The sequence below is a fragment of the Halomonas sp. M1 genome, assembly GCF_029581375.1.
Taxonomy (GTDB): domain Bacteria; phylum Pseudomonadota; class Gammaproteobacteria; order Pseudomonadales; family Halomonadaceae; genus Vreelandella.
This window is the reverse complement of record NZ_CP121119.1, coordinates 3,719,005-3,743,747: the sequence shown is the minus strand read 5'-3', so window position 1 is coordinate 3,743,747 and position 24,743 is coordinate 3,719,005. Positions and strand designations below refer to the sequence as shown.

Sequence of the window (24,743 nt, the reverse complement as noted above, 5' to 3'; positions counted from 1 at the left end):
GACTGAAAAAACTTGCGGAGTGGGCCATGAAAGATGTCATTGATATCGATAGCAACGCCATGGAGTTCATTAAACAGCAAGGCGGCGTCGTCACTGTCCGCCTCTCCCCCCGTCATGGCTGCTGCGGTGGCCTCGCGAATCTGGCAGTGGCTGAAACGCGGCTACCAGATGATGTCCACGACTATCAGCACCATACTCAAGATGGTATTTCGATCTATATTGCCCCCGAACTGGCTGCTCAGGGACTGCGCATTGGTGTCGAAGGCTGGTGGAAGTTACGCCACCTGTATGTGGATGGCTCACCCCTGCAGCTGGGGCACGCGAATACATAGCAACACTAGCGTCGCGCCCAGCATTAACAGAGCCGTTAGCCACAGCGCACTGGCACCACTTTGCTCTATCAGCAGGCCGAATAGCAGTGGTGCGAGTGCTTGAGACGCACGTGCGGGGGCAATAATGAGCCCTTGCCGACGCCCGAATCCTTTGGGGCCAAATAGCGCCAGCGGTAATGTACCAGACGCAATGGTCATCATGCCGTTACCCGCACCATGCAGTAACGCAAAACCGGCAGCGGGCATACCAACGGCTGTTAACAATGCGGCGCCTAACGGATGCAGCGTTGTTGCCACGCGTGCCGCCACCAAAGGATGGCAGTGCCTAAGCAGTATAAACTCACCCATGCGCGCCGCTACCTGGGCAGGCCCCACAAGCGCGGCGGCAGCAATTGCGACTGAAAGTGACACACCACTCTCTTGTAATAGCCTGGGCAGATGCGCCGCCATCGCCGTCGATACAAACCATCCAGCCGCAAACACATGGGCTAGTAGCAGCATAGTTAAGCGGGGACGGCCAGGCATTGGCGCTCGTTGATCAGCCTCACTAAAAACGGCGTTGCTGGCCGCGTTAGGCAGGCGAAAATTTAAGGGCATACCGATCAACACATGCGCTAATACCCAGCTAGCACAGGCCACACGCCAGCCCCATTCGTTTTCCAACCACGCGGTAAGCGGCCAACCCACTGTGCTGGCAAATCCAGCGACCAGCGTAACACCGGTAATCGATGCCCTGGCTTGACGCCCTAATAATCGGCCTAAGGTGGCAAAAGCAGCATCGTATAGCCCCATCGCCATCCCAATCCCCATCACCAGCCAAGCAAGGATTAGCGAGGGCAACCCCTGAGACACGGCCATTATGCCAAGACCCAGTGCCATTACCCCATTAGAGGCCATCAACACGCCTCGCCCGCCTTGCCTGTCGATCCATCGGCCAACGGAAGGCCCGAGCATTGCTGTCAGCAGCAAGGCTGCCGAAAACGCGCCAAATACCCAGCTGGATGAGATGCCTAACTCTTGTGCTATCGGCACTGCAAGAATGGCGGGCAAATAATAGCTGGAAGCCCAGGCAAGGGTTTGTGCACTGCCTAAGGTGAGCGTTAAACCAAACCTGGGCGAACGAATCATGCGACTTGTCTAGGCAGTGCCAGTGCCATCACTGAACTGGCCGCCACTAAGGCCGCCGATACCCAAAGACAGGCACTCAGCCCATACGTCATATATAGCCAGCCTGACAGCAACGTTCCCACCAACCGCCCCATAGCGTTGGCCATGTAGTAAAAGCCGACATCCATCGAGACGCCATCGGCGCGCGCGTAGTGAACGATCAGGTAGCTGTGCCAGCTAGAGTTAATCGCAAAGAGAACACCAAACGCTAAAAGCCCGACCACCAGCCAGCCCACTTGTGCAAGCGGCAGCATCGCCAGCAAAATGGCCAAAACTGCCAAAGCAGCTGCCCATCCGGCGGTTAGCGCGCGGGCATCCCCTTTAATCAACCGAGTCAGCTTAGGTGCCTGGGTTTGTACGCCGCCATAGCCAATAATCCACGCTGCCAGCAATCCGCCTACCGTCCAGTGAGTCCAGCCATGCTGGTCATATAAAAACACCGGCAACGCCACTACGAACCAAACATCCCTTGATGCAAATAGGCAAAAGCGCGCCGCCGAAAGCACATTGATGGCACGGGATTTCGAAAAAATCTCCGAAAACTTAGGCTTTACCTTCTGGCGCCCTAAATCTGCCTTTAAGCGCCACAGAGAGAGCATCAGCACTGCGCCAAGCATCACCGCCATGGCAATGACCGCACCACGGAAACCAATCAGCGTTAACAGCACCCCACCAACGAAAAAGCCCAAGCCTTTCAGTGCGTTTTTAGAGCCGGTCAGCATCGCTACCCAGCGGTAAAGCGCGCTATTGGCGTTGGCGCTCTGTTTAGGTACCAGCACTTTGACGGCACTTTTAGCGCTCATTTTGTTTAAGTCTTTGGCGATGCCGGACAGCGCCTGCGCCGCCATCACCCAGACCACCGTGAGCATCCCAGCAGGCACCATGAGCATCGCGAGCGCCACGATCTGTAGCCCCAGCCCCACGTTCATCGTGCGATTCAAGCCTAACCGCGCGCCCAGCCAGCCGCCCACCAAATTGGTCACTACGCCAAAGGCTTCGTAGAACAGGAACAGCATGGCGATTTGCAGCGGCGAGTAACCTAGCTGGTGGAAATACATCACTACCAGCATGCGCAGCGCGCCATCGGTAATGGTAAATGCCCAGTAGTTACCGGTGATCAGCATGTATTGGCGCACCTCGAAAGGTAGCGCCTTTACACGCGCTCGCATTTTCAACAACGACGAATCAACCACGGCCCACCTGTTCACGACCAACTTTCAAAGCCAGCTCAGCAGTACGGTTGGCGTAACCCCACTCGTTGTCATACCAAGCGTAAAGCTTAAGCTGGGTGCCGTTGACGACCATGGTGGAGAGCGCATCGATAATGGAGCTGCGTGGGTCGGTGCGATAATCAATCGATACCAGTGGGCGCTCCTCATAACCTAAAATACCGGCAAGCTCTCCCTCTGCAGCTGCTTTCAGCGCCTGATTAACCTCTTCCTCTGTAACTTCGCGCTCAAGCTCAAACACCATATCGGTGAGCGATGCGTTAGCTAGCGGGACGCGAATGGCGTGGCCATTCAGCTTGCCTTCCAGTTCAGGGAAAATTGCAGTGATCGCTTTCGCGGAGCCCGTTGTTGTTGGTATTAAGCTCATGCCACAGGCGCGGGCACGGCGTAGATCTTTATGAGGGGCGTCTAGAATGGTTTGGGTATTGGTAATGTCGTGTACCGTGGTCATTGAGCCATGGCGAATACCAAAGGTTTCTTGAATCACTTTCACCACGGGTGCCAAGCAGTTGGTGGTGCAACTGGCAGCGGTCACAATCTTATGCTGTGCAGGGTCGTAAAGATGGTCATTAACGCCTACTACCACGTTCAGCACACTCGCTTCTTTTATAGGTGCGCTGACCACCACCCGGGCAACGCCTTGATCCAGGTAGGCCTGAAGTTTTTCAGTGGTTTTTATCTTGCCCGAGCACTCAATGACCACATCGCAGCCAGACCAATCGCTATCGGTAATCCTTGTATTAGCGCTAAAGGCGACAGAGTTACCATCCAAGACAATTCCATCGCTGGAAGCGGTAATCCCTTTGCCTGGCGACCAGTGACCGTGTACTGAGTCAAACTCTAATAAGTGGGCAAACGTTGCCGCATCACCACCTGGATCATTAATGCGAATAAGCTCAACGGCCCCTGCTTCAACCTCAGCCCACAGGCTGCGCAGTGCCAAGCGTCCAATACGACCAAAACCATTGATGCCAATGCGTAGTGTCATCTTTGCCACCCCTTTACCGATACGTCATATACGAAAAATCATATGCAAAAAGTCAAAAAAAAGATTTCAAAAGACACCGAAGGTAAAAGCTAGCGCCTTCGGTGCTTTACCCACCATACAGCTCTTGCAAACAGATACTAACAAATAAGGATCTGTCTACTTGATTTCAAGACTTATCCATAGCGCCCAGTAATATAGTCATGGGTTCTCTGATTGTGAGGATTAGTAAATATAGTATCTGTTCTATCCACTTCTATCAGATCGCCCATATGGAAAAATGCCGTACGATCAGCAACACGTGCCGCCTCTTGCATATTGTGCGTCACCATGACGATGGTATAACTCTCGCTCAGCTCGTCTATCAACTGCTCAACTTTACCCGTTGCAATGGGGTCAAGCGCCGAACAAGGCTCATCCATCAAAATGATATCGGGGCTTACTGCAATAGTTCTGGCGATACACAGGCGCTGCTGCTGCCCACCAGAGAGGCCTGTGCCTGGCTGACCTAAGCGATCTTTCACTTCATCCCATAGCCCCGCACGGCGTAAACTGCTCTCCACAATGTCGTCTAGCTCAGCTTTACGCTTAGCTAAACCATGGAGACGCGGCCCATAGGCAATATTCTCGTAGATCGACTTAGGGAAAGGATTAGGTTTCTGGAACACAATGCCTACCTGAGCACGCAACAGAACTACGTCACGATCTGGGGCATAAATATCCTTTTGATCTAACGTAATCTGCCCTTCAACACGGCATATATCGATGGTGTCATTCATTCGATTCAAACAACGCAAGAATGTTGACTTACCGCAACCTGACGGACCGATAAATGCCAGCACTTCGTTTTCATAGATATCAATGTCGATACCATTAATCGCCTGCGCATCGCCATAAAAAACTTTGACATCTTTGGCACTCATCTTGACGTTGCCGGTCGATTTACTTGTGCGGCTCTCACCGCCACCAACGCTCACCATGGATGCGGGCATATTGGTCTGTGCAGAAGTATTCACTTACCACCTCGTCTCGAATTTTTTACGCAACCAAATTGCTAATGCATTCAAGCTCAGCATTAACGCTAACAGCACAATTATGGCTGCTGATGTACGTGCCTCGAAGAAATTACGTAGCTCGTTGCCTTGCCATAAATATATTTGCACTGGCAGCGCAGCGGATTGCTCAAACGGCGTACTGGGCACATTGGCGACAAAAGCATTCATCCCTATCAATAATAGAGGTGCAGTCTCGCCTAACGCCTGAGCAACCCCCAGTATTGATCCCGTTAGAATCCCCGGTAACGCGATTGGCAACACATGGTGGAATACCGTTTGCACTTTCGATGCGCCAATACCTAGTGCTGCTTGGCGGATAGAGGGAGGAATTGAGCGAAGCGAGGCGCGTGTTGCAATAATAATCGTGGGTAAGGTCATTAATGTTAGCACCAAGCCACCAACGAGCGGCGCGGAGAGCGGCAGTCCTAAATAGCCGATAAAAATTGACGCCCCTAACAAACCAAATACGATAGAAGGAACAGCCGCCAAGTTATTGATATTTATTTCAATAATATCCGTTAAGCGGTTCTTGGGAGCAAACTCTTCTAAATAGACCGCACTTGCGACACCCAAAGGCACCGACAGCATGATAACGATGATCATCATGAACAGTGAGCCCATGAATGCACCCGCAAGACCCGCTGATGCCGGAGAGCTACGAGAATCCATATTTAAAAACAGTGCCGTGCTGAACGCGTTACGAATAATCCCTTCATCATAAAGCTGGTCAGCCCAAGCTCGCGTTTGAGCACTCAACTGTTGCCGAGCATCGGCCAAATCTCGATTTATGTTGCCCTTGATCCATACATCGACATTAGCACTGGCCAGCATTTTCACTTCAACTGTTTGGCCAAGCACTGACGGGTCTTCCATAAATTTATTGCGCAGTGTAAACCGCTCATTCGAAGCAAGTAGTGCGCGCAGATCTCTTAGTTGGCTTGGCTCGATATCCTCTTCAAGATTATCTTCTAACGCCCTATCAATTAAGGACTGCCAGTTCACCAGTCCTGCTTGCGTTTGCCACGCAGAAAAACGCTCGTTAAATTCTGACTGACTTTCGCCACTTGCCCGCTCAGGCTTTTCTTCAAGCTGAATAACTTCCGGGTCAAAGTAGAGTTCCATAAAGAACGTTGCTTGCCAAAATGCAGGTACACCGCGCATTAAAATGCTGGCAAACAGAATGGCAACTAGGGTCATGCCCGTCATCACTGCTGCCAAGCCTAGACGGCGAAAGCGATTTTCTTTGCGATGCCGTTTCGCCAGCGATTTTTCAATCGTCATAAGTCGATGCTGGCGACGCTGTTCAATTGTCATAGACATAGTCGCTTACTCGTATTGCTGGCGGAATTTGCGCACTACAACCAGTGCGATGACATTTAGCCCTAGCGTAATCACAAAGAGTGTAAGGCCTAGTGCGAATGCCACTAACGATTGTGGGCTGGCAAAGTCCATATCACCGGTCAGTTGGTTAACAATCGTTACAGTAATCGTCGACACAGCTTCAAAGGGATTGGCATGCAGTACAGGGTTATTGCCTGCGGCGAGCACCACAATCATGGTTTCTCCGATTGCGCGGCTTGCGGCCAATAAGAAGGCCCCCACTATGCCTGGCAATGCTGCGGGCAAAACCACCTGACGGATCGTTTCTGACTTGGTAGCGCCTAGTCCTAATGCCCCGTCGCGTAATGATTTAGGCACCTGAGTAATAATGTCGTCAGAAAGCGAGGAGACAAATGGAATAATCATAATCCCCATTACCAGCCCTGCGGTTAGAGCACTGGTAGTGCGGATATTAATACCAATCATATCGCCAACGCTGGATAAGAATGGGCCAATGACGATTAAGGCAAAAAAGCCGTAAACGATGGTCGGGATGCCCGCCAAAATTTCGATGATGGGTTTAGCCACGTTACGCAACCAAGGTGGTGCGTACTCCGCCATATAAATTGCGGTCATCAGCCCAACGGGAATAGCGATCAACAGCGCAATGGCGCTGACCATCATGGTGCCCCAGAGTAACGGTAATAAGCCGAACTCTCCCTGAGCATCTGTGCCGGAAGTACTAAAACGAGGATTCCAAGTAGTACCCAGAAAGAACTCTGCTGGGCTTATAAAGGTGAAAAACTTAAGCGTTTCACCCAACATCGACAGCACAATACCCACCGTAGTGAAAATCGCGATGCCAGAACTTGCTGCCAATGCAATGGTAATAACACGTTCTACTTGATTACGTGCGCGCCATTGTGGCGAGATGTTGCGTCGCGCAAAGACCAACCCCGCCACAGCGAAGACAGCCATTAGAGCAACTAAACTTAAATTCTCAAATGTTTGTAGCCGCGCCATGTGCGCTGCTGCTGCCAGTTCTTCTGGTGACCCACCGCCCGATACACTTCGTTCATTCGCTAGCGCCGTCACTCGACGTAAAAACGTCACTAACTCGCGATCACTCATTCCAGCCACCAAGTCAGCGGGTAGCTGTTGCGTGACCAGCATGTCAATTAATTGAGGGGCTAAAAAAGACCACAATAAAAATAACGCTAGTGCAGGCAGGCCGCACCACAACGCCACTAGCGCTCCGTAATAGCCGGGGCGCGAGTGCATTCTTACATCGTGCTCTGCCGCAACCGCACGACTGCGAGTCAAGCCCAAGTGGTATGCAAGGGCCATAATCATCAGCAGTGTGGCTATCAAGGCAAGGTTCGTCATTATCTCTCCGCCTTTGATTACCTACATTTAAACGCCGGCATCAAGTTCCGATGCCGGCGCAGTAGCAGCCCTAATCAATATTCTGGGACTGCGCAAGCAGCGCCACGCTTATTCGGCAGGGCTTACAACGGTACGTGCCTGGAATTGCTCAAGTGCAGCAGCGCGCTCTTCTTCATCCATCGGAATCAGACCGGCATCTTCCAGCGGGCTACCAAAGCCAGAAACCATATCGTTCAGGAAAAACTCGGTGTATTCAGCAAGGCCAGGAATCACATCGAGGTGCTCGCCTTTCACGTAGAAAAACAGCGGACGAGAAACGGGGTATTCACCGGAACCAATTGTTTCTAGGCTTGGCTCTACGCCGTCGACAGTGGCAACTTGTAGACGGTCACGGTTTTGATCGTAGAAGCTCAGACCAAACACGCCTACTGCATCAGCCTGCGCGTCCAAACGCGCTAGTGTTTCGGTGTAGTCACCGGCTATTTCAACGATACGCCCGTCGCCACGAAGGTTGTTACAGGCATCGCCTTCAACTTCATCAACGCTTTCACAGCCAATGTGGATTACTTTTTCTTCGAAGACTTCGCGAGTACCGTGATTTGAGGCAGGAATTACCAGCACGATCTCTTGGTCAGGCAGGCTACTATCAACGTCAGACCAGCGTGTATAAGGATTATCCACCAACTCACCATCGACCGTTACTTGTGCAGCGGCGGCTTTAAACACGTGCTCAGGCGTTAGTTCGAATTCAGCACGGTCAATACGTGAGGCGAAAACAATGCCGTCATAGCCGAACATTACTTCCAGAATATCATTCACGCCATTTTCGTTACAGTTGGCAACTTCGCCGCTGCGAATAGCACGTGAAGAGTTGGCGATATCGATAGTGTTCTCACCAACGCCCTGACAGAACTGACGCAAACCGCCACCTGAACCACCGGAGCCAACAACGGGAGTATTGAACTGAGCGTAGGTATTACCGAACTCTTCTGCGACGATACTGGCGAACGGTAAAACAGTAGAAGAACCCGCGATTTGTACCGTTTCACGAGCCATTGAGGCTGTTGAAACACCGGCTGCCAGGGCGGCTACTACTGCAACACCTAAAGTATGCTTTGTTACGTTCATCGTCGTGTTCCCCTATGGTTTGATATCCGGTTAGCAAGCGCATCCCGGTAGAGTTGGCCTGCTTGGCCTTTCACAACGAGAAGTCTGCACACTTTCGATTGCAGAAATATGACAGCGCAACTTTCTTTGAATTTTTTGGAGGAATTAAAACAGAAGGCCAAGCGCCGCTAATGTACACAGCGCCAGTGACGCCCCTTGCAGAAAGCGCCGATCCATTCGATGGGCAATGGCATCCGCCAAAGCATTACCGACTAGCACGGCAGGTAGTAAGGTAAGCGCAACCTGAAAGTGCCAGAGCTGAATCTGCTTGGCTAAGGCGAGAGTGATCAGCGTCAATATGGACGTTAAAATAAAAAATGCTGCTAAATTACCCCGCACACGGTCGGCCGGTAAGCCGTGCATGAGCAGCACGATGGGTGGGCCGCCAATGGCTGCAACGGTACCAAAGATGCCGGATAGAATGCCCGCACCAAACAGCGTTAGCCGATTTACCGGCAGTTGAAAACGGCACAGGGTGACTAACACAGCAAATAGCACGATCACCGCAATCAGCTTTTCCAACACAAACATGGGCGCCGCGAGCAGCAACCAAATACCCAAAGCGTTGCCAGGCAAGCGCCCTACTAGCGCCATGCCGATTGAATCCAGGCGTACTTCATGCCAGTAGTGACGCACCATCATCAAAGACACTGTAAAACCAAACAGCACCAGAATGACCGGCACTAAACGCGGTTCAAGCATCAGCAGTAGCGGCGCGCCAATGACAGCCAAACCAAAGCCTGTGGCACGCTGTACAAAGGCACCTAGCATGAGCACCGCTGCGCAGCCTAACCAAGTATTTAGCGGTAAGTTGATCCAGGTGAGCATGCTATCCATTTGGCAGAGGCTTTGTTGTTAGCTTGCGCACCCCGATATTGCCCAATACAGCAGCGCCCAGCATGGTAAGTACCATCGGCCATAGATGCTCAACTTCAAACCAGCCCACCATGACCCCAGCGATGGCCCCACAGGTGAATTGAATTCCTCCCAGTAGCGCCGTCGCCGTCGCACTGATATGCCCAAAATGATCTAGCAACGCTGAAATCGCATTGGGTGTAATCAGTCCAATCATGCCCGTGAACAGCATGATGAGTGGCACAACAACCATAAGCGAGGCCATATTCAATGCCGTCATGACGACTAGCGCTATCGCTGCCACTAGCTGTATCAGTAAGCCTAAACGTAAATTTTGTTGCGGGGAGCGTTTTCTTAACAGGTGAATATTGACCCGATTGGAAAGCGCTATGACCAGCACGTTAACGCCGAAAACGAGCGGATACGTGGCTGGAGAGAGCCCAAAATAATCGAGATACAGAAACGGGGAAGCGGTCACAAACGCAAACAAGCCGGCAAATGACGCGGCTACCGCACAGATATAGCCCATGCCTTCGCGATGCTTAAGCACGCTGGCATAGTTGCGTATCACTTGGCGAGGAGACGCTGCTGGCAACGACATATCGCGGGTTTCCGGTAAGCGCGTTCCCAGCAGCCACAATAAAAACCCTGCATACACGGCCAAGAATACAAAAATTAACCACCAACCCGCTATATACAGCAACAAGCTCCCCACAGCAGGCGCAACTAGCGGCGCCAACATCATAATCATCGCCATGGTAGACATCACTTTGGCAGCTTCTCGCCCGCTAAAGCAGTCACGCACAATCGCCGCCGAGTTAACCACGCAGGCGCCGCCGCCCAAAGCTTGTAAAAAACGCCAAGCCAGTAACGTAGACAAACTGTCCACCGACGTAATGGCAAGGCTAGCCAACATAAACACCACCAGCCCACCCAGTAGCACTGGCTTTCTACCGATACGGTCAGAAAGTGGCCCAAAGCACAGCTGGCCCAGTGCAAAGCCAAATAAAAACACGCTAATGGAGAGTTCTGTACGGTGAATGCTGGCGCCGATGTTTTCGGCAATTATACCCATGGCAGGCAAGTAAGCGTCGATAGCAAAAGGCGCAAGTGCTGTATTGGCCGCAACCAGAAGGGCCACGCGCTGCGGATGGAGTTCCATAGTGCCTCTTTTTTATATTTACAGAATGGCAATGCGCTGCCATTTAGATAGGCCGCTAATTATACACTCTCCCTGACGATCTCGCATCGATTCGCATTACTGCAACATTTGCCTATTAAGGTGCGTCTCATAAACCCACTGGCAGCTGCTTTAGGAAGCTTTCATGACCTTCAAAACGCTAGAAAACATTTCTCTACGCCACCTTAGTTTGGCTGCTCTGCTATTAATGGTGTGCTGCTTGCTAAGTTTTGCAGGACTTGCGTGGCATATTATGCAGCAGAGCCAACGCGACTTAGCGTCGCTTGAACAAATTAACGTTCAGCAAGCCTCTTCGTTAAACCAGCTACACATCGCCAGTCTAGAAGGTTTAAACCGCATGGATCGCGCGCTGGAACGACAGCTGCGCCCCTCGTTAGGTGACCCGATTGCCGCCTTAGAGGCCGTTGAGTATGAGTTACACGCCATGGAACGGGCGCTCGAAAGCTTTATGCACGCCACACAAAATAGTCCCTATTTAGCGCTGCGCGATGCCATTGGCGAGCAGGCTAATCAGCTGCTTATAAGTATGAGCGCGCAGCGTCAGGCGATCACCACAGGCGACCGCAGTGGCTACCGCCAGATCACCCTAGACGCTATGAGTCATAGCGAAGCATTGGCCAATCAAGCCCGTGCGTTTTATCAGGTAGCTGATCAAGAAGGAGTCAGCTTGATGGAGGCTGCTCAAGCGCGCGCAGGGTGGGTGGCTACTGGACTCGCTGCCGGCGTAGCTGTCTCTCTTGGGCTGATGGGGTCACTGATTTGGCTGGGCCATACGCAGCTTCTAAAACCGATTCGGCATTTGATCAGCCACTTTCGCCATATGAGCGCAGGAGATTTAAGCGTAGCGGTGCCAACCAAAGGCAACAATGAAATCGGCCAGCTCTATAAGGCGCTTTCTAGCATGCAGAGTGCACTGATCAATACCGTGCAACAGTTGCACCTTAATAGCCAGGACGTTTTTCAAAGCGCGCAGCGCCTTGCGTTAGGCAATGAAGACCTTGCCACTCGCACTCACCAGCAAACCACGTCGCTCGACAGTACGGCTACGAATGTACACACACTCACTGAGAGCGTTGCGCATACTGCTCAACATGCCTTAAAAGCAAAAGACCTGACCGAAAGCGCTACAAACCAAGCCCAGAAGAGTCATCACACCATGGAGGCATTTGTATCCACCATGGAAGACATTGATGCGCGGTCAAAGCAGGTCAACGAGATCGTCAATGTCATTAATGGTATTTCGTTTCAAACTAACCTGCTCGCCTTAAATGCCTCTGTAGAGGCTGCCCGCGCAGGTGAGCAAGGCCGTGGATTTGCTGTTGTAGCAGCAGAAGTTCGCGCACTGGCTAACCGTAGTGCCGAGGCCGCCACTCAAATTCATGCACTGCTGGCCTCATCAAATACCAGCATTGAGCGTGGCAATCAGCTCTCACAAACGGCCAATCAGCAGATTGCAGAGGTGGTGAGCGCTATCACATCGACCAATCGTCTTATCTCAGATATCGCTGATGCTGCCAACCTTCAACACCAGCACATTGAAGAAATTAACAGCACCCTACAAGAGCAAGCGCACGTTACCCAAGCCAATGCACGGCAAGTCGATGCCTCTGCGCAAGATGCCATGGCACTAGAAACCGCTGCAGAGGCCATGCGCGAGCATGCAGCTCGCTTTAAAGTGAAACATCAAGCGCGACCCACTGCTCATCAGTGGCAAGCATCAGATTTTGCTGGCGCCTCGGCGCTAAAGCATACTCAACGTGTGCCAGCCTTGTTAGAGTAGCTAATACTCAACGCAAGGAGCTACGCATGGCCACTAGCCTACTGACCCAGTTAAAAGAGATGACCACCGTGGTCGCTGATACCGGCGACCTTGAGGCTATTCGCCGTTTTCAGCCGCAGGATGCCACCACTAACCCATCGCTCATTCTCCAAGCAGCGCAACAAGAGGAGCGCCGTGCACGCTTAGCCGAAATAGCCAAAGAGAGTACTGACCTTGATGACGCCGCTGAACGCGTGGCGGTCGATATCGGCAGCGAAATTAGCAAGCTGGTGCCCGGCTATGTCTCCACGGAGGTGAGTGCACGCCTATCGTTTGACCGGGAAGCCACCATTGCTAAAGCCCACTCGCTGATTGAACGCTATGCCAAGCACGGCGTTGGCGCAGAGCGCATTTTAATTAAGATGGCCTCAACCTGGGAGGGCATTCAGGCAGCGCGTCAGCTTGAGCGTGACGGTATTCGTACCAATCTAACGTTGCTGTTCGGCTTTGCCCAAGCCCAGGCGTGTGCTGATGCCGGCGCCACGCTGATTTCGCCATTCGTAGGTCGCATTCTGGATTGGCACAAAGCGAAAGACCCCAACGCTGATTTCAGCGGGGCCAATGACCCCGGCGTACAGTCGGTTAAGCGTATTTACGAATATTACAAAGGCCACGGCTACCCCACCATTGTGATGGGAGCAAGCTTTCGTAATATAGGTGAAATAGAGGCACTGGCTGGCTGTGACCGGCTGACAATCTCCCCTGCTCTGCTTAATGAACTCGACAAAGCCCAAGGCGAACTGCCCCGTCAATTGACACCTTTGGGCGCCAGCAGCTCATCTAATGAAGCGTTGACGCAGGCAGATTTTCGCTGGGCAATGAATGAAGATGAGATGGCCAGTGACAAACTTGCCGAAGGTATCCGCAAGTTTATGGCCGACCAGCACAAGCTTGAAGAGCTTTTAAGCACGCTGCGCAACGGCTAATAAACGCGCGCCCAAACAGTTAACACACCTGTTTGACCCTCGCCTTTATACGAACATCCCCCCTATGAATAGTGATCCATAGGGGGGATGTGTTTACTTCAGGGAAAAGCGCTTATCAAAAATGCGGTGAGTGGCTTGCCAGAAAATAGCGAATAGCCAACCCACCGTGATTAAGAGACGTTAAAGCGCAGCCGTGTCTTGTGCTTCAAGCATTTCCACCAACGGTTGAAATTGCTCACGGTTATGCTCATTCATATGCATAAGAATTCGATGCGCCTCCAAGATTCTATCGCGAAGGCCCTTTTCATCAGCGGGCACTTCGGGTAATTCCTCTAGCACATTGTTTAATGGCGCCTCCCGCTGCAAGGGCGCTTCCATTAATGAAAAAAAACGTGCAAACCCCATCACATCCAGCATTTGGCGAACATCAGGATTGTCGGCAATAATGGTTGGCGGCTGTTCTAAACGCCCTTTCACCGCCATCGCCACTTTGGCAAGAAAGCCCAACGCCGTTGAGTCCACATTGGTGGCTTCACGCAGGTCAATCATTACCGCCTGCAATCCTGGGGTTTCGGCAAGACGCTGTGCTTGAGTATCAAGAGTCGCGCATAGCGTTAGACGCACATCGCCACACAGTTTTAAAACAAAAACACCGGAGTCGAACGCCGCCTTAATACGGCCTTCTTCAATCAGCATGACCAAATCCGCTCACCATCATGATTGTTAGATCATCGGGCAAAGCATCGCGGTCTTGGTTCGCCTCATCGTCTGCATCTCCTTCTAACAGGAGCACATTCATTTGGGCTAGCCGGTCGCGCAACTGCTCAAGCGTGACACTTTCGCTTACTAATTGCTCAAGCTCCTTGAGCCGCGTGTCGAGCGTTTTACCCGGCAAGCATTCCAATATCCCATCTGAACATAGCCATAGCTGAAACTCAGAGGGTAGCGCACAGCTGAGTGAAGGATACTCCACATCAGGGAAAAGACCTACCGGCATCCCCTCCCCGGCTAAGCGCACAAGAGAACCGTTCGTTACCAATAATGGCATAGGCAGCTGCGCCCCGAGCGAATAGTGCAGAGTCTTGTCCTCATGGTCAATAACCCCCACGAATAAGGTCGCGTGCTTGCCGATGTCAGTATCCTGCAATTCCCGGTTCAAGGCCGCCAGCCAGTTAGGGGCCAGCTGCTCAGGCTGCTGCCCATCCCACTCGCTAAGCCACCGATTACACAGGTATTTTAACAACACCGTAACAAACGCAGAGGACGCGCCGTGCCCCGACACATCAGCAAAATAGAAGGTGCTATAGCGTTCGTTGTAGCGCTGGTAATCAAGAAAATCGCCTGACAAATAGAGCGAAGGAGCAAACCAGTAATCGTAATAGACCCCGTTAATTACTTTAGGATGAGTAGGCAAAAGGCGCCGCTGAATATGCCCGCCGCTCTGCTGATCCATGCGGAGTAAGGCCAAATGCGTCTCAAGGCTCTCATTGAGCTCTGCTAAACGCTCCCGATCACGGTCGCGCTCTAACGCAAGCTCGTGCAGCTCTATTGCTTTCCGAATCATGCGCCGCAGAAGCTCTGCATGACGCAGTGGATGGACAATATAATCCACTAACCCTACATCAATCGCTTTAATTAGATCGGCATCTTGTCGGGTATCGCTGACCACTAGCGTAGGCAACCGGAGGATTAGTTTCGACCACTGCTGACGCGGCACCGCACGTGCATGCGCCACAATCAGTGAGGTTCCTGCAGGCAAGTACTCGATATTGTCTGCTGCAAACACCGACATACCGTCACAGGTAATCGCTCGTGCCAGCGCGTCGCGTTCTGGCCCTGGCTCATCAATTACCGCGATCAACTGTTTGGAATGATCCATGTTAAGCCTCAATCGGCGAAATCGTCGTCACCAAACTCAAAATCGTCCATGGCGAAAGGGTCATCACCTAATTCGCCATCGTTAATCAAGAATTGACGGCGCTGCAAATAAGCATCGCGAATAAATCGGTAGCGATCGCCACGAATAAGCTCTTCTTGGTCTAATAGACCTGCGCGCATATCCACAATATTAAGCGCCAATAAGCTAACCTCTACAACATCATCCTCTATATAAAACAAAGGATTAGTCGCTATATCAGCGGGTAGACCTGCAGTGTCTCTTAACGTACTGGGGCCTAACAGCGGCAGCATTAAGTAACGCGAATCTTCCCACCCCCACACCGCCAGCGTTTGGCCGAAGTCTTCTTCATCAGCGGTAATTTGCATGTGAGTTGCATAATCCAACAAACCGCCTACACCAAACGTTGAATTAATCAAAAACCGTGAGGTCGCTAAGCCAGCGTTAGCAGGCTTACCCTGCAGTAGACTGTTAATCGCGGTACGCACTTCCCCCAGGTTGGAGAAAAAATTACCTACCCCTGTTTGCACAGGTTCAGGCGTGACATTGCGATAACCTGTCGCCACCGGCTTGAGCGCATAGCGATCCAGCACGTCGTTAAAGGCAAATACACGACGATTAAAGCCTTCCCATGGGTCTTCTGGATGGGCTTCCTCTGCCATAGTTGCGCTGGTACTGGCGCAGCCCCCCATGCCTAGCGTGGCTAGCAGCAATATAGGCAGCAATCCCTGGCGCACGCGGCTTCCAGGCGCTTGCTTGGCTAACAACCTCAGCATGACAATTCCTCTCTCAACGTTTTAACGCCCCTTTTATCACCGCTCTTTCTCGTGCCTTTTTACTAACGCCTCTACGACGAAGCGTGAGCCTATAGGCGATTACTGACGGCGAATAACCACGCTACCGGCGCTGTAGCCTGCACCAAACGAACAAATAACGCCAATATCACCGGATGCAAAGTTGTCGCGATGAAGGTGAAAGGCAATGATCGAACCTGCCGAACTGGTATTTGCGTAACGATCCAGAATGATTGGCGCTTGCTCTTCGCTGGGATCCCGACCCAGCACTTTTCGCGCAATGAGGTCGTTCATATGGCGATTAGCCTGATGTAACCACATGCGCGTTAAGTCGCTGCCAGCAAGTTCTAACGAAGCCAGATGATCAGTGATTAACTGCGCCACCATCGGGCAGACCTCTCTGAATACCCGTCGGCCCTCTTGTACAAACAGCTTATCTAGAGCCAATGGGTCACTATCGGTAGTGCGGTTTAAAAAGCCAGCGTTGTTACGGATGGCGTTCGAGAACTTGGTTACCAGCCGAGTACCGAGAATTTCATAGCGCAGCTCAGCTACTGCACTGGCACTATTTTCCAGCACCATTGCAGTACACGCATCGCCAAAAATAAAGTGGCTATCACGGTCTGTGAAATTTAGATGCGCTGAGCAAATTTCAGGATTAACCACCAGGGCTCGTTTGACGCTGCCAGAGGCAATTGCATTGGCTGCCATTTCAAGCGCAAACGTAGCTGAGCTGCAGGCGACATTCATATCAAAGCCATAGCCACTCGTGCCTAGTGCTTGCTGAACCTCTACCGCCACCGCCGGGTAGGCACGCTCTAGATTAGAACACGCAACAATGACCAGTTCGATATCACTTGGCACCACTTGGGCTGCCGCCAATGCTTGGCGCGCTGCATTAGTCGCCATCTCGCACTGAATTGATGACTCGTCATTATTACGTTGAGGCAGTTTAGGCCGCATACGCTCAGGGTCAAGAATACCGGAGGCGTCTAACACATAGCGGCTTTTAATACCGGATGCTTTTTCAATAAACTCGCTACTGGAGTGGGCTAGCGGCGGCTGCTCCCCACGCGCAATGGCATCAGCATTATGAGTATTCTGGTTATCTACCCAGGCATTAAATGCGGCGACCAGCGCCTCATTATCAATGGCGTGTTCCGGCGTATAAAGCCCTGTACCGGTTATCACCACATTTGTCATGCAACTCTCCTTAAAGCAGCCTGCGATCACTGGCTGTCGGCGACCGTAAGCGCAAGCTTACTAGTATATTACTGTGTGCGTAAAAAGCGCGCTGTACCAGCCGGGTTCTAAACGCTAATTATCTCTTCCCAGCGTTTTTCAAGACGCTTTACTGATACCGGTAGTTTAGTGCCCAACTGCTGAGCAAATAACGAAACCCTAAGCTCTTGAATCCACCAGCCAAACGCCACTAGCGCTGGGTCTTCTACGTCGCCCCGGCGCTCGCTTTTGCGACGCGCGTCAAAACGCGCTTCTAGTGCTTGGACATCGTGCATCATCATTTGGTCGCGTCCGCGTTCACGGGCTGCTTTTTCGAGTCGAATTAGCGCAGCTTCCGTATAACGCGGGTACTCTACAAGCCACTCGCCCGAATCACGAATGAAGCCAGGATAAACCAACCGTTGCACCTGAGTGCTAACATCACTGTAGACCAGCGCTAACGCGAAGTTTAGCTTGCCTTTGAGCACTTTACTCACCGCCAGATGGCCCTTTAGAGCAGCCTCCACTGTTTTAAGAAGCGCGCCTGCATGGTCGAGAAGCACTGCGTCAGTCGCGTTTAAACGCTCTTCAAGGGCACTGGCTGAACGGGGCAAGGGGTGCTGCGCCACCACCTGAGTAAAAACCGCCAGCAGTAGATCATCGATTAACGCTTGCTTGCTACCCACTTTGGCAAATAGCAGTGCGCATTTCTCCACATCCGGCAAGCGCTTAATAGCCTTTACCTGCTCCGGCCGGTTCGCGATTGCCAGCCGGGCAACACCTTCTTGGTGGGCCGCTGCCGCTTTCGCAGGGTGGTCGAAAAGCGCTACCCTAAAGTCCTCATCGGCTGCTACTAATGCTGGATAGGCTTCAACACGGATACCTGCCTGGGTGGTCACTCGTGATTCGGGCAGTGGCTCGTCAGGCAAGCCGTCCAGCGCTGGCGCTTGGCTGGCTTGTTCTGAGAGCGCTTGAGCACCCGCGCTAGCCGCAGCTTCAAAGCGTTTTTCAAGCGCTCGCAGGTCGCGCCCTTGGCCCAACAACTCGCCTGAGTGATCTACCACACGTACATTCATTATTAGGTGTGGCTCAAGTAAGTCTAATCGCCAATCATCGGCATGCACCCGGGTGCCGGAGCGCCGTCGAATAAACTCAGCCAGCGCTTCGGTTAGCGGGCGCTGGTCAGGCACCAGCATCTCCAGCGCGGCATCTACCCAATCGGGTATCGGTACGACTTGCCGTCGAATGCTTTTAGGTAGCGACTTAAGCAGTGCAATACACTTTTCACGCAGTAACCCAGGCACCAGCCACTCTAAGGCGTGCACGGGTAACTGGGGCAGCATGGCGGCGGGTACAGTAATGGTGACTCCATCGTCATCAGCTTCAGGGTCGAAGTGGTAACTCACTGGGTAAGCCACCCCTGCCAGGATGAGATGATCCGGGTAGTGAGACTGCGTAATATCTTCCGCTTGCCGCGCCTTAAGCGCCTCAATATCGAATTTAAGCAGCCCAGGGTCTTGGCGCTCGGCTTGCTTGCGCCAGTGTTCAAACCCTTTGCCGTTAACAACATCCTCTGGCAAGCGCTCATCATAAAACGCAAATAGCGTCTCTTCGTCCACTAGGATATCGCGACGACGGGCACGATCCTCCAGCGCCTCGACCTCCTCAATCAGTGCGCGGTTGTGGATGAAAAATTCGCCCTTGGTTTGAAACTCTCCCTCTACCAGCGCCCGGCGTATAAACAACTCACGCGACTCCTGGGGGGCAATGGGGCCGTAATGCACTCGGCGGCGGGCCACAATGGGCAGCCCAAATAGGGTCACCTGCTCAAAGGCGACCACCTGTGCCCGCTTCATTTCCCAATGGGGTTCGCTGTAGCTTCGCTTCACAAGGTGCTCGGCCTGGGGTTCAATCCAAAGCGGATCAATTTTAGCGACCGTGCGTGCAAATAGCTTGGTGGTTTCCACTAGCTCAAACGCCATCAACCACTTGGGCGTTTTCTTGGCAAGTCCGGAACCTGGGTGAATCATCAACTTGCGATTACGCGCCCCAAGGTATTCGCGGTTTTCTAACAAGGTAGCAACGTTAGATAACAGACCCGAAAGCAGTGCCTGGTGCAGCTTGCCAGACGTTTTACGGCGCATTTGCCGCGCCTGCTCTTCGCTTTCGTTCTCGTCATTGGGCAGCGGGGCAGGCACCTCGATATCCATATCACGCAGCAGTTGGCGCAGTTGCCGGAAGGTGTCATGCCATTCGCGCACACGCAGGTAATTGATGTAGTGATCACGGCACCAACGGCGTAACTGGTTGCCGGAAAGCGCCTCTCGGGCACTCTCAATGCCGTGCCATAAGTTTAACAGCGCGACAAAATCAGAATCAGGGTCGTGCCAGCGCTGATGGGCTTGATCAGCGGCTTGGCGCTTATCCGCCGGGCGGTCGCGGGGGTCTTGGATAGCCAGCGCAGAGACAACAATCAGTACATCGCGCAGGCTGCCTCGCTCAGCACCCGCCAACACCATTCTCGCTAGCCGGGGGTCAATGGGCAGTTTGGCGAGTTTGCGCCCCAACGGGCTAAGGCGCTGCTGCTCGTCTACCGCGCCCAGCTCAAACAAAAGGCGAAAGCCATCCTTGATAAAACGACTATCTGGTGGGTCAACAAACGGAAAATCTTCAATATGGCCAAGCTTCAGCGCCAGCATTGATAGAATCACGGAGGCTAAGTTAGTGCGCTGAATTTCAGGGTCGGTAAACGCAGGCCGTGAGAGAAAATCCTCTTCATCGTAAAGCCGTATACAGGCCCCTTCAGCCACCCGTCCACAGCGCCCTTTACGTTGGTTGGCGCTGGCTTGGCTGATGGGCTCTACAGGCAACCGCTGAATTTTTGACCGATAGCTATAGCGGCTGATACGTACTAAGCCAGGGTCGATCACATAGCGGATACCAGGCACCGTTAGCGAGGTTTCGGCCACGTTGGTCGCCAACACAATACGCCGCCCGCGATGAGGCGCGAACACTCGGTTCTGCTCTTCATTTGAGAGCCGCGCATAGAGCGGCAGTATCTCGGTGCCTTTTAAGTCAGCACGCCGCAAAGTATCGGCGGTCTCACGGATCTCCCGCTCGCCGGGTAGAAATACCAGCACATCGCGGGGGCCATGCAGCCAGCCTTTTTCACGCTCAATAACATCAATTTCTTGTACCGCGTGAAGTATGCCTTCTTGCAGCGTACGGTCCTCTTCATCCTCCTCATCCCGCACCAGCGGACGGTAAAACAGGTCGACGGGGAACGTTCGCCCGGAAACCTCCACCACAGGCGCAGGCGTAGCAGCACGACCTTCAGAGCTTGCAACCACGCTGCCAAAGTGAGCCGCAAAACGCGTTACATCAATGGTTGCAGAGGTGATGATGACTTTAAGATCGGGGCGCTGAGGCAGTAACCGTTTAAGATAACCAAGCAGAAAATCGATGTTTAAGCTGCGCTCATGAGCCTCATCAATAATCAGCGTGTCGTAGCGCAGCAACAGCGGATCGTGCTGGGTTTCGGCTAACAAAATACCGTCGGTCATCAGCTTAACCAGCGTATTGGGCGTGCTTTGGTCAGTAAAGCGCACCTGATAGCCCACCTGCTCACCCAGCGGTACGTTAAGTTCCTCTGCCAAACGAGTAGCAACACTGCGAGCAGCCAACCGACGTGGCTGCGTATGGCCAATTAACCCACGGCGACCACGCCCTAGTTCTAAACATATTTTAGGTAACTGGGTGGTTTTACCCGACCCCGTCTCCCCCGCCACTACCACCACTTGGTGGTCGCGAATGGCGTTAAGAATATCTTCCCGCCGCTCTACAACGGGCAGCTCGGCGGGGTAATTCAACACCACTGGCTGGGCTTCGCGCTGTTGAAATAGGTGTCTCGCCTTATCTAAATCCCGCTGTACATCATATAAACCACGGTCAATGGGCTTATTTTCCCGTAGTCGGCGCTTTAAACCAGCGACACGACGCTCTAGACGCTGAGCATCACGCAACATCAAATGGCTCAACGCCTCGTTTAGCGCGGTGAGTTGCTGGGCATCTGTGCGGGGGGAGTGCGTGTCGGTGGTCACGTTTGGCTTGGCTTCCATCACATTAAAAAAATCGGCCCACTCTTTGAGTAGGCCGACTATTGTAACGCCTTCAGCAACGTGACGCCTAACAGCGGCTGCGCACGCGCTCATTACAAGCTTAACAGCGGTTAGCTTGCGTTGGTTTCCTCATCCCGCAACTGACGACGCAGTACTTTACCCACGTTGGTTTTGGGTAACTCATCGCGGAATTCAACGTACTTTGGTACTTTGTAGCCGGTCAGCTCTTTCTTACACCAGCTACGCAGGGTTTCCGCATCGAGTTGACTGTTTTTCGAAACGACGAATAACTTGATTGCTTCGCCGGCGTTCTCATCGGGCACCCCTACCGCTGCGGTTTCTAGCACATCGGGATGAGCAGCAACGACGTCTTCGATTTCGTTAGGGTAGACATTGAAACCTGAGACGAGAATCATATCTTTTTTGCGGTCGACAATGCGGATATAACCATCCTCTTGAAGGACGGCGATGTCACCCGTGTGGAACCAGCCATCTTCATCAATTGAATTGCGCGTCTCTTCCTCGCGCTGCCAATAGCCTTTCATTACCTGAGGGCCTTGAACGCAAAGCTCGCCTGGCTCACCTAATGCAACATCATTGCCATCGGCATCCACCGCTTTCACCGATGTGCCAGCCACAGGCTTACCGATACTCCCCAATTGAATAGCATTCGTTGGGTTAAAGCTCACGATGGGTGATGTTTCTGTTAATCCATAGCCTTCTGCAATTGGGCAACCGGTGGTTTCTTCCCACCGCTGGGCAGCCGCCTTTGTAAGCGCCATACCGCCTGAAATAGTCAGCTTGAGCTTGGAAAAATCTAACTGCTTAAAGTCATCCCGATTACACAGCGCATTGAACAACGTGTTCAAACCGATAAACCCGGTAAAGGGTAATCCTTTCAACTCTTTAACAAAACTAGGCAGGTCGCGGGGGTTAGTAATCAGCAGCGAATGGTTACCGGTTTCCATTAGGAACAAGCAGTTAACAGTAAAGGTGTAGATGTGATAGACCGGCAGCGGTGCCACGACAAGCTCTTCACCGTCCGTAAGATGCTCACCAATGGCCGTGCGTGCCTGGAGCATATTCGCGATAAGATTGCAGTGAGTCAGCATCGCGCCTTTGGGCATGCCCGTCGTACCACCGGTGTACTGAAGTGCGGCCAAATCATTCTGAGTGCGGCTTACGTCAATGTGGCTGAGAGAGGCGCCTTTTTTCAGAGCATCGCGGAAGCCAATAGCGCTGGGTATCGAGTAGGCAGGCACCATTTTCTTAACGTGCTTAACCACGGCGTTGATTAGCCAGCGCTTGGGCGCATCATGAAGATCTGCAAGCTGAGTTACCAACACGTGCTTGATATCGGTCTTATCGAGCACCTTCTCCAGCTTATCAGCCATATTGGCCAAAATAACAATGGCCTTGGCGTTGGAGTCTTTAAATTGGTGCGCCATTTCCCGCTCGGTGTAAAGCGGGTTGGTATTAACAACGACTAAACCTGCTCTCAGTGCACCAAATACAGCCACAGGGAACTGGAGAACGTTAGGCAGTTGAATGGCAATCCGGTCGCCAGGCTCAAGGTCCGTTTCATGCTGCAACCATGCAGCAAAGTCCGCCGAAAGGCGATCAAGGTCGGCAAAAGTGAGCGTTTTTCCCATGCAGGTAAACGCTGGCTTATCTTTAAAGCGCTTTACCGCCGTATGAAAAACGTCAGTGACTGAATCATATTGATCCAACCCTTCAAGCGCTGGGCCACGTAAAATGGGGGCATTGGCGTATTCGCTCATGGGGCAATCTCCGCTATCCGTGTCGATGGTATAACCGACCTTGTTATTGTCGCGAGGTTAAAGGGCCAACGATATACGACGAGCACCCCGCTGTAAAACGATCGATTGAAACTTACGTTTCAACTTTAGCTTATAGCCCTGTGCGTAAATCAGCAGCGCGGCCACTGGTCTATCTACTATTACTACTGTAGCGATTGTTACAGTTATGGACAGTAACGAGCTTGAATTTCTCCTTCTCGCCAAACCAAAAGCTCGCCTGGCAACATCCGCTCCCACGCTTCATTTTGGGTCAGCGGCTCAGTCGCCATCACTGATACAACATCATTTGGGGTGGTGTGCTCAATGAAGTTTACGGTAATTTCCGCATCAGAAAGCTCCGCTTCTCCAAAGGGCGCACGGCGAGTGATGTGAGCAAGTTTTGTTGAGCAGTAACAGTAAAGATAGGCGCCGTCAGAAAGCAGCAAATTAAATACACCTAACCCGCGAAGCTGCTCGCAGAGCATATGTAAACGCTCCCAAACACGTTCAGCGGCTGCCGGTGGCGTAGGAAAAGCGCGCCGCAACTCCCCCATTAGCCAGCAAAAAGCATGTTCGCTGTCGGTCGTACCGACAGGGGTATAAACGCCCAAAGGTAGCTGCTGCCAATCGTTTAACTGCCCATTATGGGCGTAGCACCAGGGCCGCCCCCACATTTCCCGGGTAAAGGGGTGGGTGTTAGCAAGGCGTACGCCACCCACGTTAGCTTGGCGAATATGGCTGATCACCACATTAGATTTGATGGGGTAATCACAAATTAATCGGGCAATGGGTGAATCCACAGAAGGGTGTGGGTCTCGAAATTCGCGATACCCTCCCTCCTCGTAGAACGCTATACCCCAACCGTCACGGTGGGGGCCGGTGCCCCCACCACGGTGTAAAAAACCTGAAAAGCTAAAGCAGATATCCGTGGGAACGTTGGCGCTCATGCCCAGCAACTCACACATTAAGAGGCTCCTTGAGGGCCGGGCCAGCCATTAGTTAATCACCGGTTCGCGGCGGCGGTTAGGCGTAGGGTCCTCTTCCACCTCACGCGACGGTGGGGCTTCATCAATATTGTGTGGGCGACGCCACCACCAAAGCGCTATGCCCACACAAGCGCCCAGCGCCATACCTAAAATCAACCATAAAAGCCCACCACGCAGCCCTGCGGCGCTACCTTCTAACACGCCCACCGCCGAGACCATTGCCGCCGGGGCCAAGCCCGTGTAGAACTCGCCCTCTTCAACCAACGGCAAACGAAAGCTGGCAGGCATCCACATTGCACCCGCCACTATCCATGTCAACACTAACCGCGGCAGGCGCGGCAACCACGCTAATGCAAAGTACACGGCTACAAGTACCAGCAGTGAAAGGCCGTAATAACTTAGCCACATCAGTGACATTGAGTTCACAAACAGCATAATACCCCTCATGTGGGTGGACTCACCCGACGTTGATTTCCCGTTATGGTA

20 protein-coding genes are annotated in these 24,743 nt (G+C 52.5%); 3 read left to right on the top strand and 17 right to left on the bottom strand.

What is annotated here, in order from left to right:
* Positions 1-26: 26 nt before the first annotated feature.
* Complete coding sequence (locus P8S54_RS17150; RefSeq protein WP_281442696.1) at positions 27-332, top strand: CC/Se motif family (seleno)protein; 306 nt, start codon at positions 27-29, stop codon at positions 330-332.
* Here P8S54_RS17150 and P8S54_RS17145 read toward each other — a convergent pair.
* The 9 genes from P8S54_RS17145 to P8S54_RS17105 form a co-directional block, all read right to left on the bottom strand.
* Positions 300-1,460: an MFS transporter gene (locus tag P8S54_RS17145; protein WP_281442695.1), complete on the bottom strand. Its 1,161-nt coding sequence runs from the start codon at positions 1,458-1,460 to the stop codon at positions 300-302. The two genes, P8S54_RS17150 and P8S54_RS17145, sit on opposite strands and share 33 nt — an antisense overlap.
* Positions 1,457-2,668, bottom strand: coding sequence for an organoarsenical effux MFS transporter ArsJ (arsJ, locus tag P8S54_RS17140; protein ID WP_281444128.1), 1,212 nt, complete (start codon positions 2,666-2,668; stop codon positions 1,457-1,459). Before arsJ ends, P8S54_RS17145 begins: the two co-directional genes overlap by 4 nt.
* Positions 2,669-2,684: 16 nt before the next feature.
* Positions 2,685-3,716 (bottom strand): ArsJ-associated glyceraldehyde-3-phosphate dehydrogenase, encoded by a 1,032-nt coding sequence (locus P8S54_RS17135; RefSeq protein ID WP_281442694.1) that lies wholly within the window; start codon positions 3,714-3,716, stop codon positions 2,685-2,687.
* 173 nt (positions 3,717-3,889) lie between these two features.
* A complete protein-coding gene (pstB, locus tag P8S54_RS17130) occupies positions 3,890-4,636 on the bottom strand; it encodes a phosphate ABC transporter ATP-binding protein PstB (protein ID WP_281444127.1) in 747 nt (248 codons plus the stop codon).
* 93 nt (positions 4,637-4,729) lie between these two features.
* Positions 4,730-6,088, bottom strand: coding sequence for a phosphate ABC transporter permease PstA (pstA, locus tag P8S54_RS17125; RefSeq protein WP_281442693.1), 1,359 nt, complete (start codon positions 6,086-6,088; stop codon positions 4,730-4,732).
* Positions 6,089-6,094: 6 nt separating this feature from the next.
* The gene (gene pstC, locus P8S54_RS17120) at positions 6,095-7,474 is read right to left on the bottom strand and encodes a phosphate ABC transporter permease subunit PstC (protein WP_281442692.1); all 1,380 of its coding nucleotides are present in this window, start codon (positions 7,472-7,474) and stop codon (positions 6,095-6,097) included.
* A 108-nt stretch (positions 7,475-7,582) separates the two neighbouring features.
* A complete protein-coding gene (locus P8S54_RS17115) occupies positions 7,583-8,602 on the bottom strand; it encodes a substrate-binding domain-containing protein (protein WP_281442691.1) in 1,020 nt (339 codons plus the stop codon).
* A 144-nt stretch (positions 8,603-8,746) separates the two neighbouring features.
* Positions 8,747-9,478 (bottom strand): sulfite exporter TauE/SafE family protein, encoded by a 732-nt coding sequence (locus P8S54_RS17110; RefSeq protein ID WP_281442690.1) that lies wholly within the window; start codon positions 9,476-9,478, stop codon positions 8,747-8,749.
* The gene (locus tag P8S54_RS17105) at positions 9,471-10,658 is read right to left on the bottom strand and encodes a Bcr/CflA family multidrug efflux MFS transporter (protein ID WP_281442689.1); all 1,188 of its coding nucleotides are present in this window, start codon (positions 10,656-10,658) and stop codon (positions 9,471-9,473) included. The genes P8S54_RS17110 and P8S54_RS17105 overlap by 8 nt, the downstream gene beginning before the upstream one ends.
* 163 nt (positions 10,659-10,821) lie before the next feature.
* On the opposite strand from P8S54_RS17105, the gene P8S54_RS17100 reads away from it, so the two are divergent.
* Both P8S54_RS17100 and tal read left to right on the top strand, forming a co-directional pair.
* Complete coding sequence (locus tag P8S54_RS17100; protein ID WP_281442688.1) at positions 10,822-12,477, top strand: methyl-accepting chemotaxis protein; 1,656 nt, start codon at positions 10,822-10,824, stop codon at positions 12,475-12,477.
* Between the two features lie 26 nt (positions 12,478-12,503).
* Positions 12,504-13,442, top strand: a complete 939-nt coding sequence (tal, locus tag P8S54_RS17095) for a transaldolase (protein WP_281442687.1) — start codon at positions 12,504-12,506, stop codon at positions 13,440-13,442.
* 180 nt (positions 13,443-13,622) lie between these two features.
* Here the strand turns inward: tal and P8S54_RS17090 are convergent, their stop codons facing one another.
* From P8S54_RS17090 to P8S54_RS17055, 8 genes are all read right to left on the bottom strand, one after another.
* Positions 13,623-14,138: an STAS domain-containing protein gene (locus P8S54_RS17090; RefSeq protein WP_281442686.1), complete on the bottom strand. Its 516-nt coding sequence runs from the start codon at positions 14,136-14,138 to the stop codon at positions 13,623-13,625.
* Positions 14,128-15,321, bottom strand: coding sequence for a SpoIIE family protein phosphatase (locus P8S54_RS17085; protein ID WP_281442685.1), 1,194 nt, complete (start codon positions 15,319-15,321; stop codon positions 14,128-14,130). Before P8S54_RS17085 ends, P8S54_RS17090 begins: the two co-directional genes overlap by 11 nt.
* Positions 15,322-15,329: 8 nt before the next feature.
* Positions 15,330-16,115 (bottom strand): VacJ family lipoprotein, encoded by a 786-nt coding sequence (locus P8S54_RS17080; RefSeq protein ID WP_281442684.1) that lies wholly within the window; start codon positions 16,113-16,115, stop codon positions 15,330-15,332.
* Between the two features lie 99 nt (positions 16,116-16,214).
* Complete coding sequence (locus P8S54_RS17075) at positions 16,215-17,336, bottom strand: beta-ketoacyl-ACP synthase III (RefSeq protein WP_281442683.1); 1,122 nt, start codon at positions 17,334-17,336, stop codon at positions 16,215-16,217.
* Between the two features lie 107 nt (positions 17,337-17,443).
* Complete coding sequence (hrpA, locus tag P8S54_RS17070) at positions 17,444-21,472, bottom strand: ATP-dependent RNA helicase HrpA (protein WP_281444126.1); 4,029 nt, start codon at positions 21,470-21,472, stop codon at positions 17,444-17,446.
* Positions 21,473-21,582: 110 nt separating this feature from the next.
* Complete coding sequence (locus tag P8S54_RS17065) at positions 21,583-23,253, bottom strand: AMP-binding protein (RefSeq protein WP_281442682.1); 1,671 nt, start codon at positions 23,251-23,253, stop codon at positions 21,583-21,585.
* A 203-nt stretch (positions 23,254-23,456) separates the two neighbouring features.
* Positions 23,457-24,236, bottom strand: a complete 780-nt coding sequence (locus P8S54_RS17060; RefSeq protein WP_009101512.1) for a class II glutamine amidotransferase — start codon at positions 24,234-24,236, stop codon at positions 23,457-23,459.
* Positions 24,237-24,266: 30 nt separating this feature from the next.
* Entirely contained in the window at positions 24,267-24,692 is a 426-nt protein-coding gene (locus P8S54_RS17055) for a hypothetical protein (protein WP_281442681.1), read from the bottom strand.
* Positions 24,693-24,743 lie beyond the last annotated feature (51 nt).

Coding starts and splice junctions, on each gene's coding strand:
- P8S54_RS17150 (WP_281442696.1), top strand. CDS start 27: ATGAAAGATGTCATTGATATCGATAGCAACGCCATGGAGTTCATTAAA.
- P8S54_RS17145 (WP_281442695.1), bottom strand. CDS start 1,460: ATGATTCGTTCGCCCAGGTTTGGTTTAACGCTCACCTTAGGCAGTGCA.
- arsJ (WP_281444128.1), bottom strand. CDS start 2,668: ATGCGAGCGCGTGTAAAGGCGCTACCTTTCGAGGTGCGCCAATACATG.
- P8S54_RS17135 (WP_281442694.1), bottom strand. CDS start 3,716: ATGACACTACGCATTGGCATCAATGGTTTTGGTCGTATTGGACGCTTG.
- pstB (WP_281444127.1), bottom strand. CDS start 4,636: ATGAGTGCCAAAGATGTCAAAGTTTTTTATGGCGATGCGCAGGCGATT.
- pstA (WP_281442693.1), bottom strand. CDS start 6,088: ATGTCTATGACAATTGAACAGCGTCGCCAGCATCGACTTATGACGATT.
- pstC (WP_281442692.1), bottom strand. CDS start 7,474: ATGACGAACCTTGCCTTGATAGCCACACTGCTGATGATTATGGCCCTT.
- P8S54_RS17115 (WP_281442691.1), bottom strand. CDS start 8,602: ATGAACGTAACAAAGCATACTTTAGGTGTTGCAGTAGTAGCCGCCCTG.
- P8S54_RS17110 (WP_281442690.1), bottom strand. CDS start 9,478: ATGGATAGCATGCTCACCTGGATCAACTTACCGCTAAATACTTGGTTA.
- P8S54_RS17105 (WP_281442689.1), bottom strand. CDS start 10,658: ATGGAACTCCATCCGCAGCGCGTGGCCCTTCTGGTTGCGGCCAATACA.
- P8S54_RS17100 (WP_281442688.1), top strand. CDS start 10,822: ATGACCTTCAAAACGCTAGAAAACATTTCTCTACGCCACCTTAGTTTG.
- tal (WP_281442687.1), top strand. CDS start 12,504: ATGGCCACTAGCCTACTGACCCAGTTAAAAGAGATGACCACCGTGGTC.
- P8S54_RS17090 (WP_281442686.1), bottom strand. CDS start 14,138: ATGCTGATTGAAGAAGGCCGTATTAAGGCGGCGTTCGACTCCGGTGTT.
- P8S54_RS17085 (WP_281442685.1), bottom strand. CDS start 15,321: ATGGATCATTCCAAACAGTTGATCGCGGTAATTGATGAGCCAGGGCCA.
- P8S54_RS17080 (WP_281442684.1), bottom strand. CDS start 16,115: ATGCTGAGGTTGTTAGCCAAGCAAGCGCCTGGAAGCCGCGTGCGCCAG.
- P8S54_RS17075 (WP_281442683.1), bottom strand. CDS start 17,336: ATGACAAATGTGGTGATAACCGGTACAGGGCTTTATACGCCGGAACAC.
- hrpA (WP_281444126.1), bottom strand. CDS start 21,472: ATGGAAGCCAAGCCAAACGTGACCACCGACACGCACTCCCCCCGCACA.
- P8S54_RS17065 (WP_281442682.1), bottom strand. CDS start 23,253: ATGAGCGAATACGCCAATGCCCCCATTTTACGTGGCCCAGCGCTTGAA.
- P8S54_RS17060 (WP_009101512.1), bottom strand. CDS start 24,236: ATGTGTGAGTTGCTGGGCATGAGCGCCAACGTTCCCACGGATATCTGC.
- P8S54_RS17055 (WP_281442681.1), bottom strand. CDS start 24,692: ATGCTGTTTGTGAACTCAATGTCACTGATGTGGCTAAGTTATTACGGC.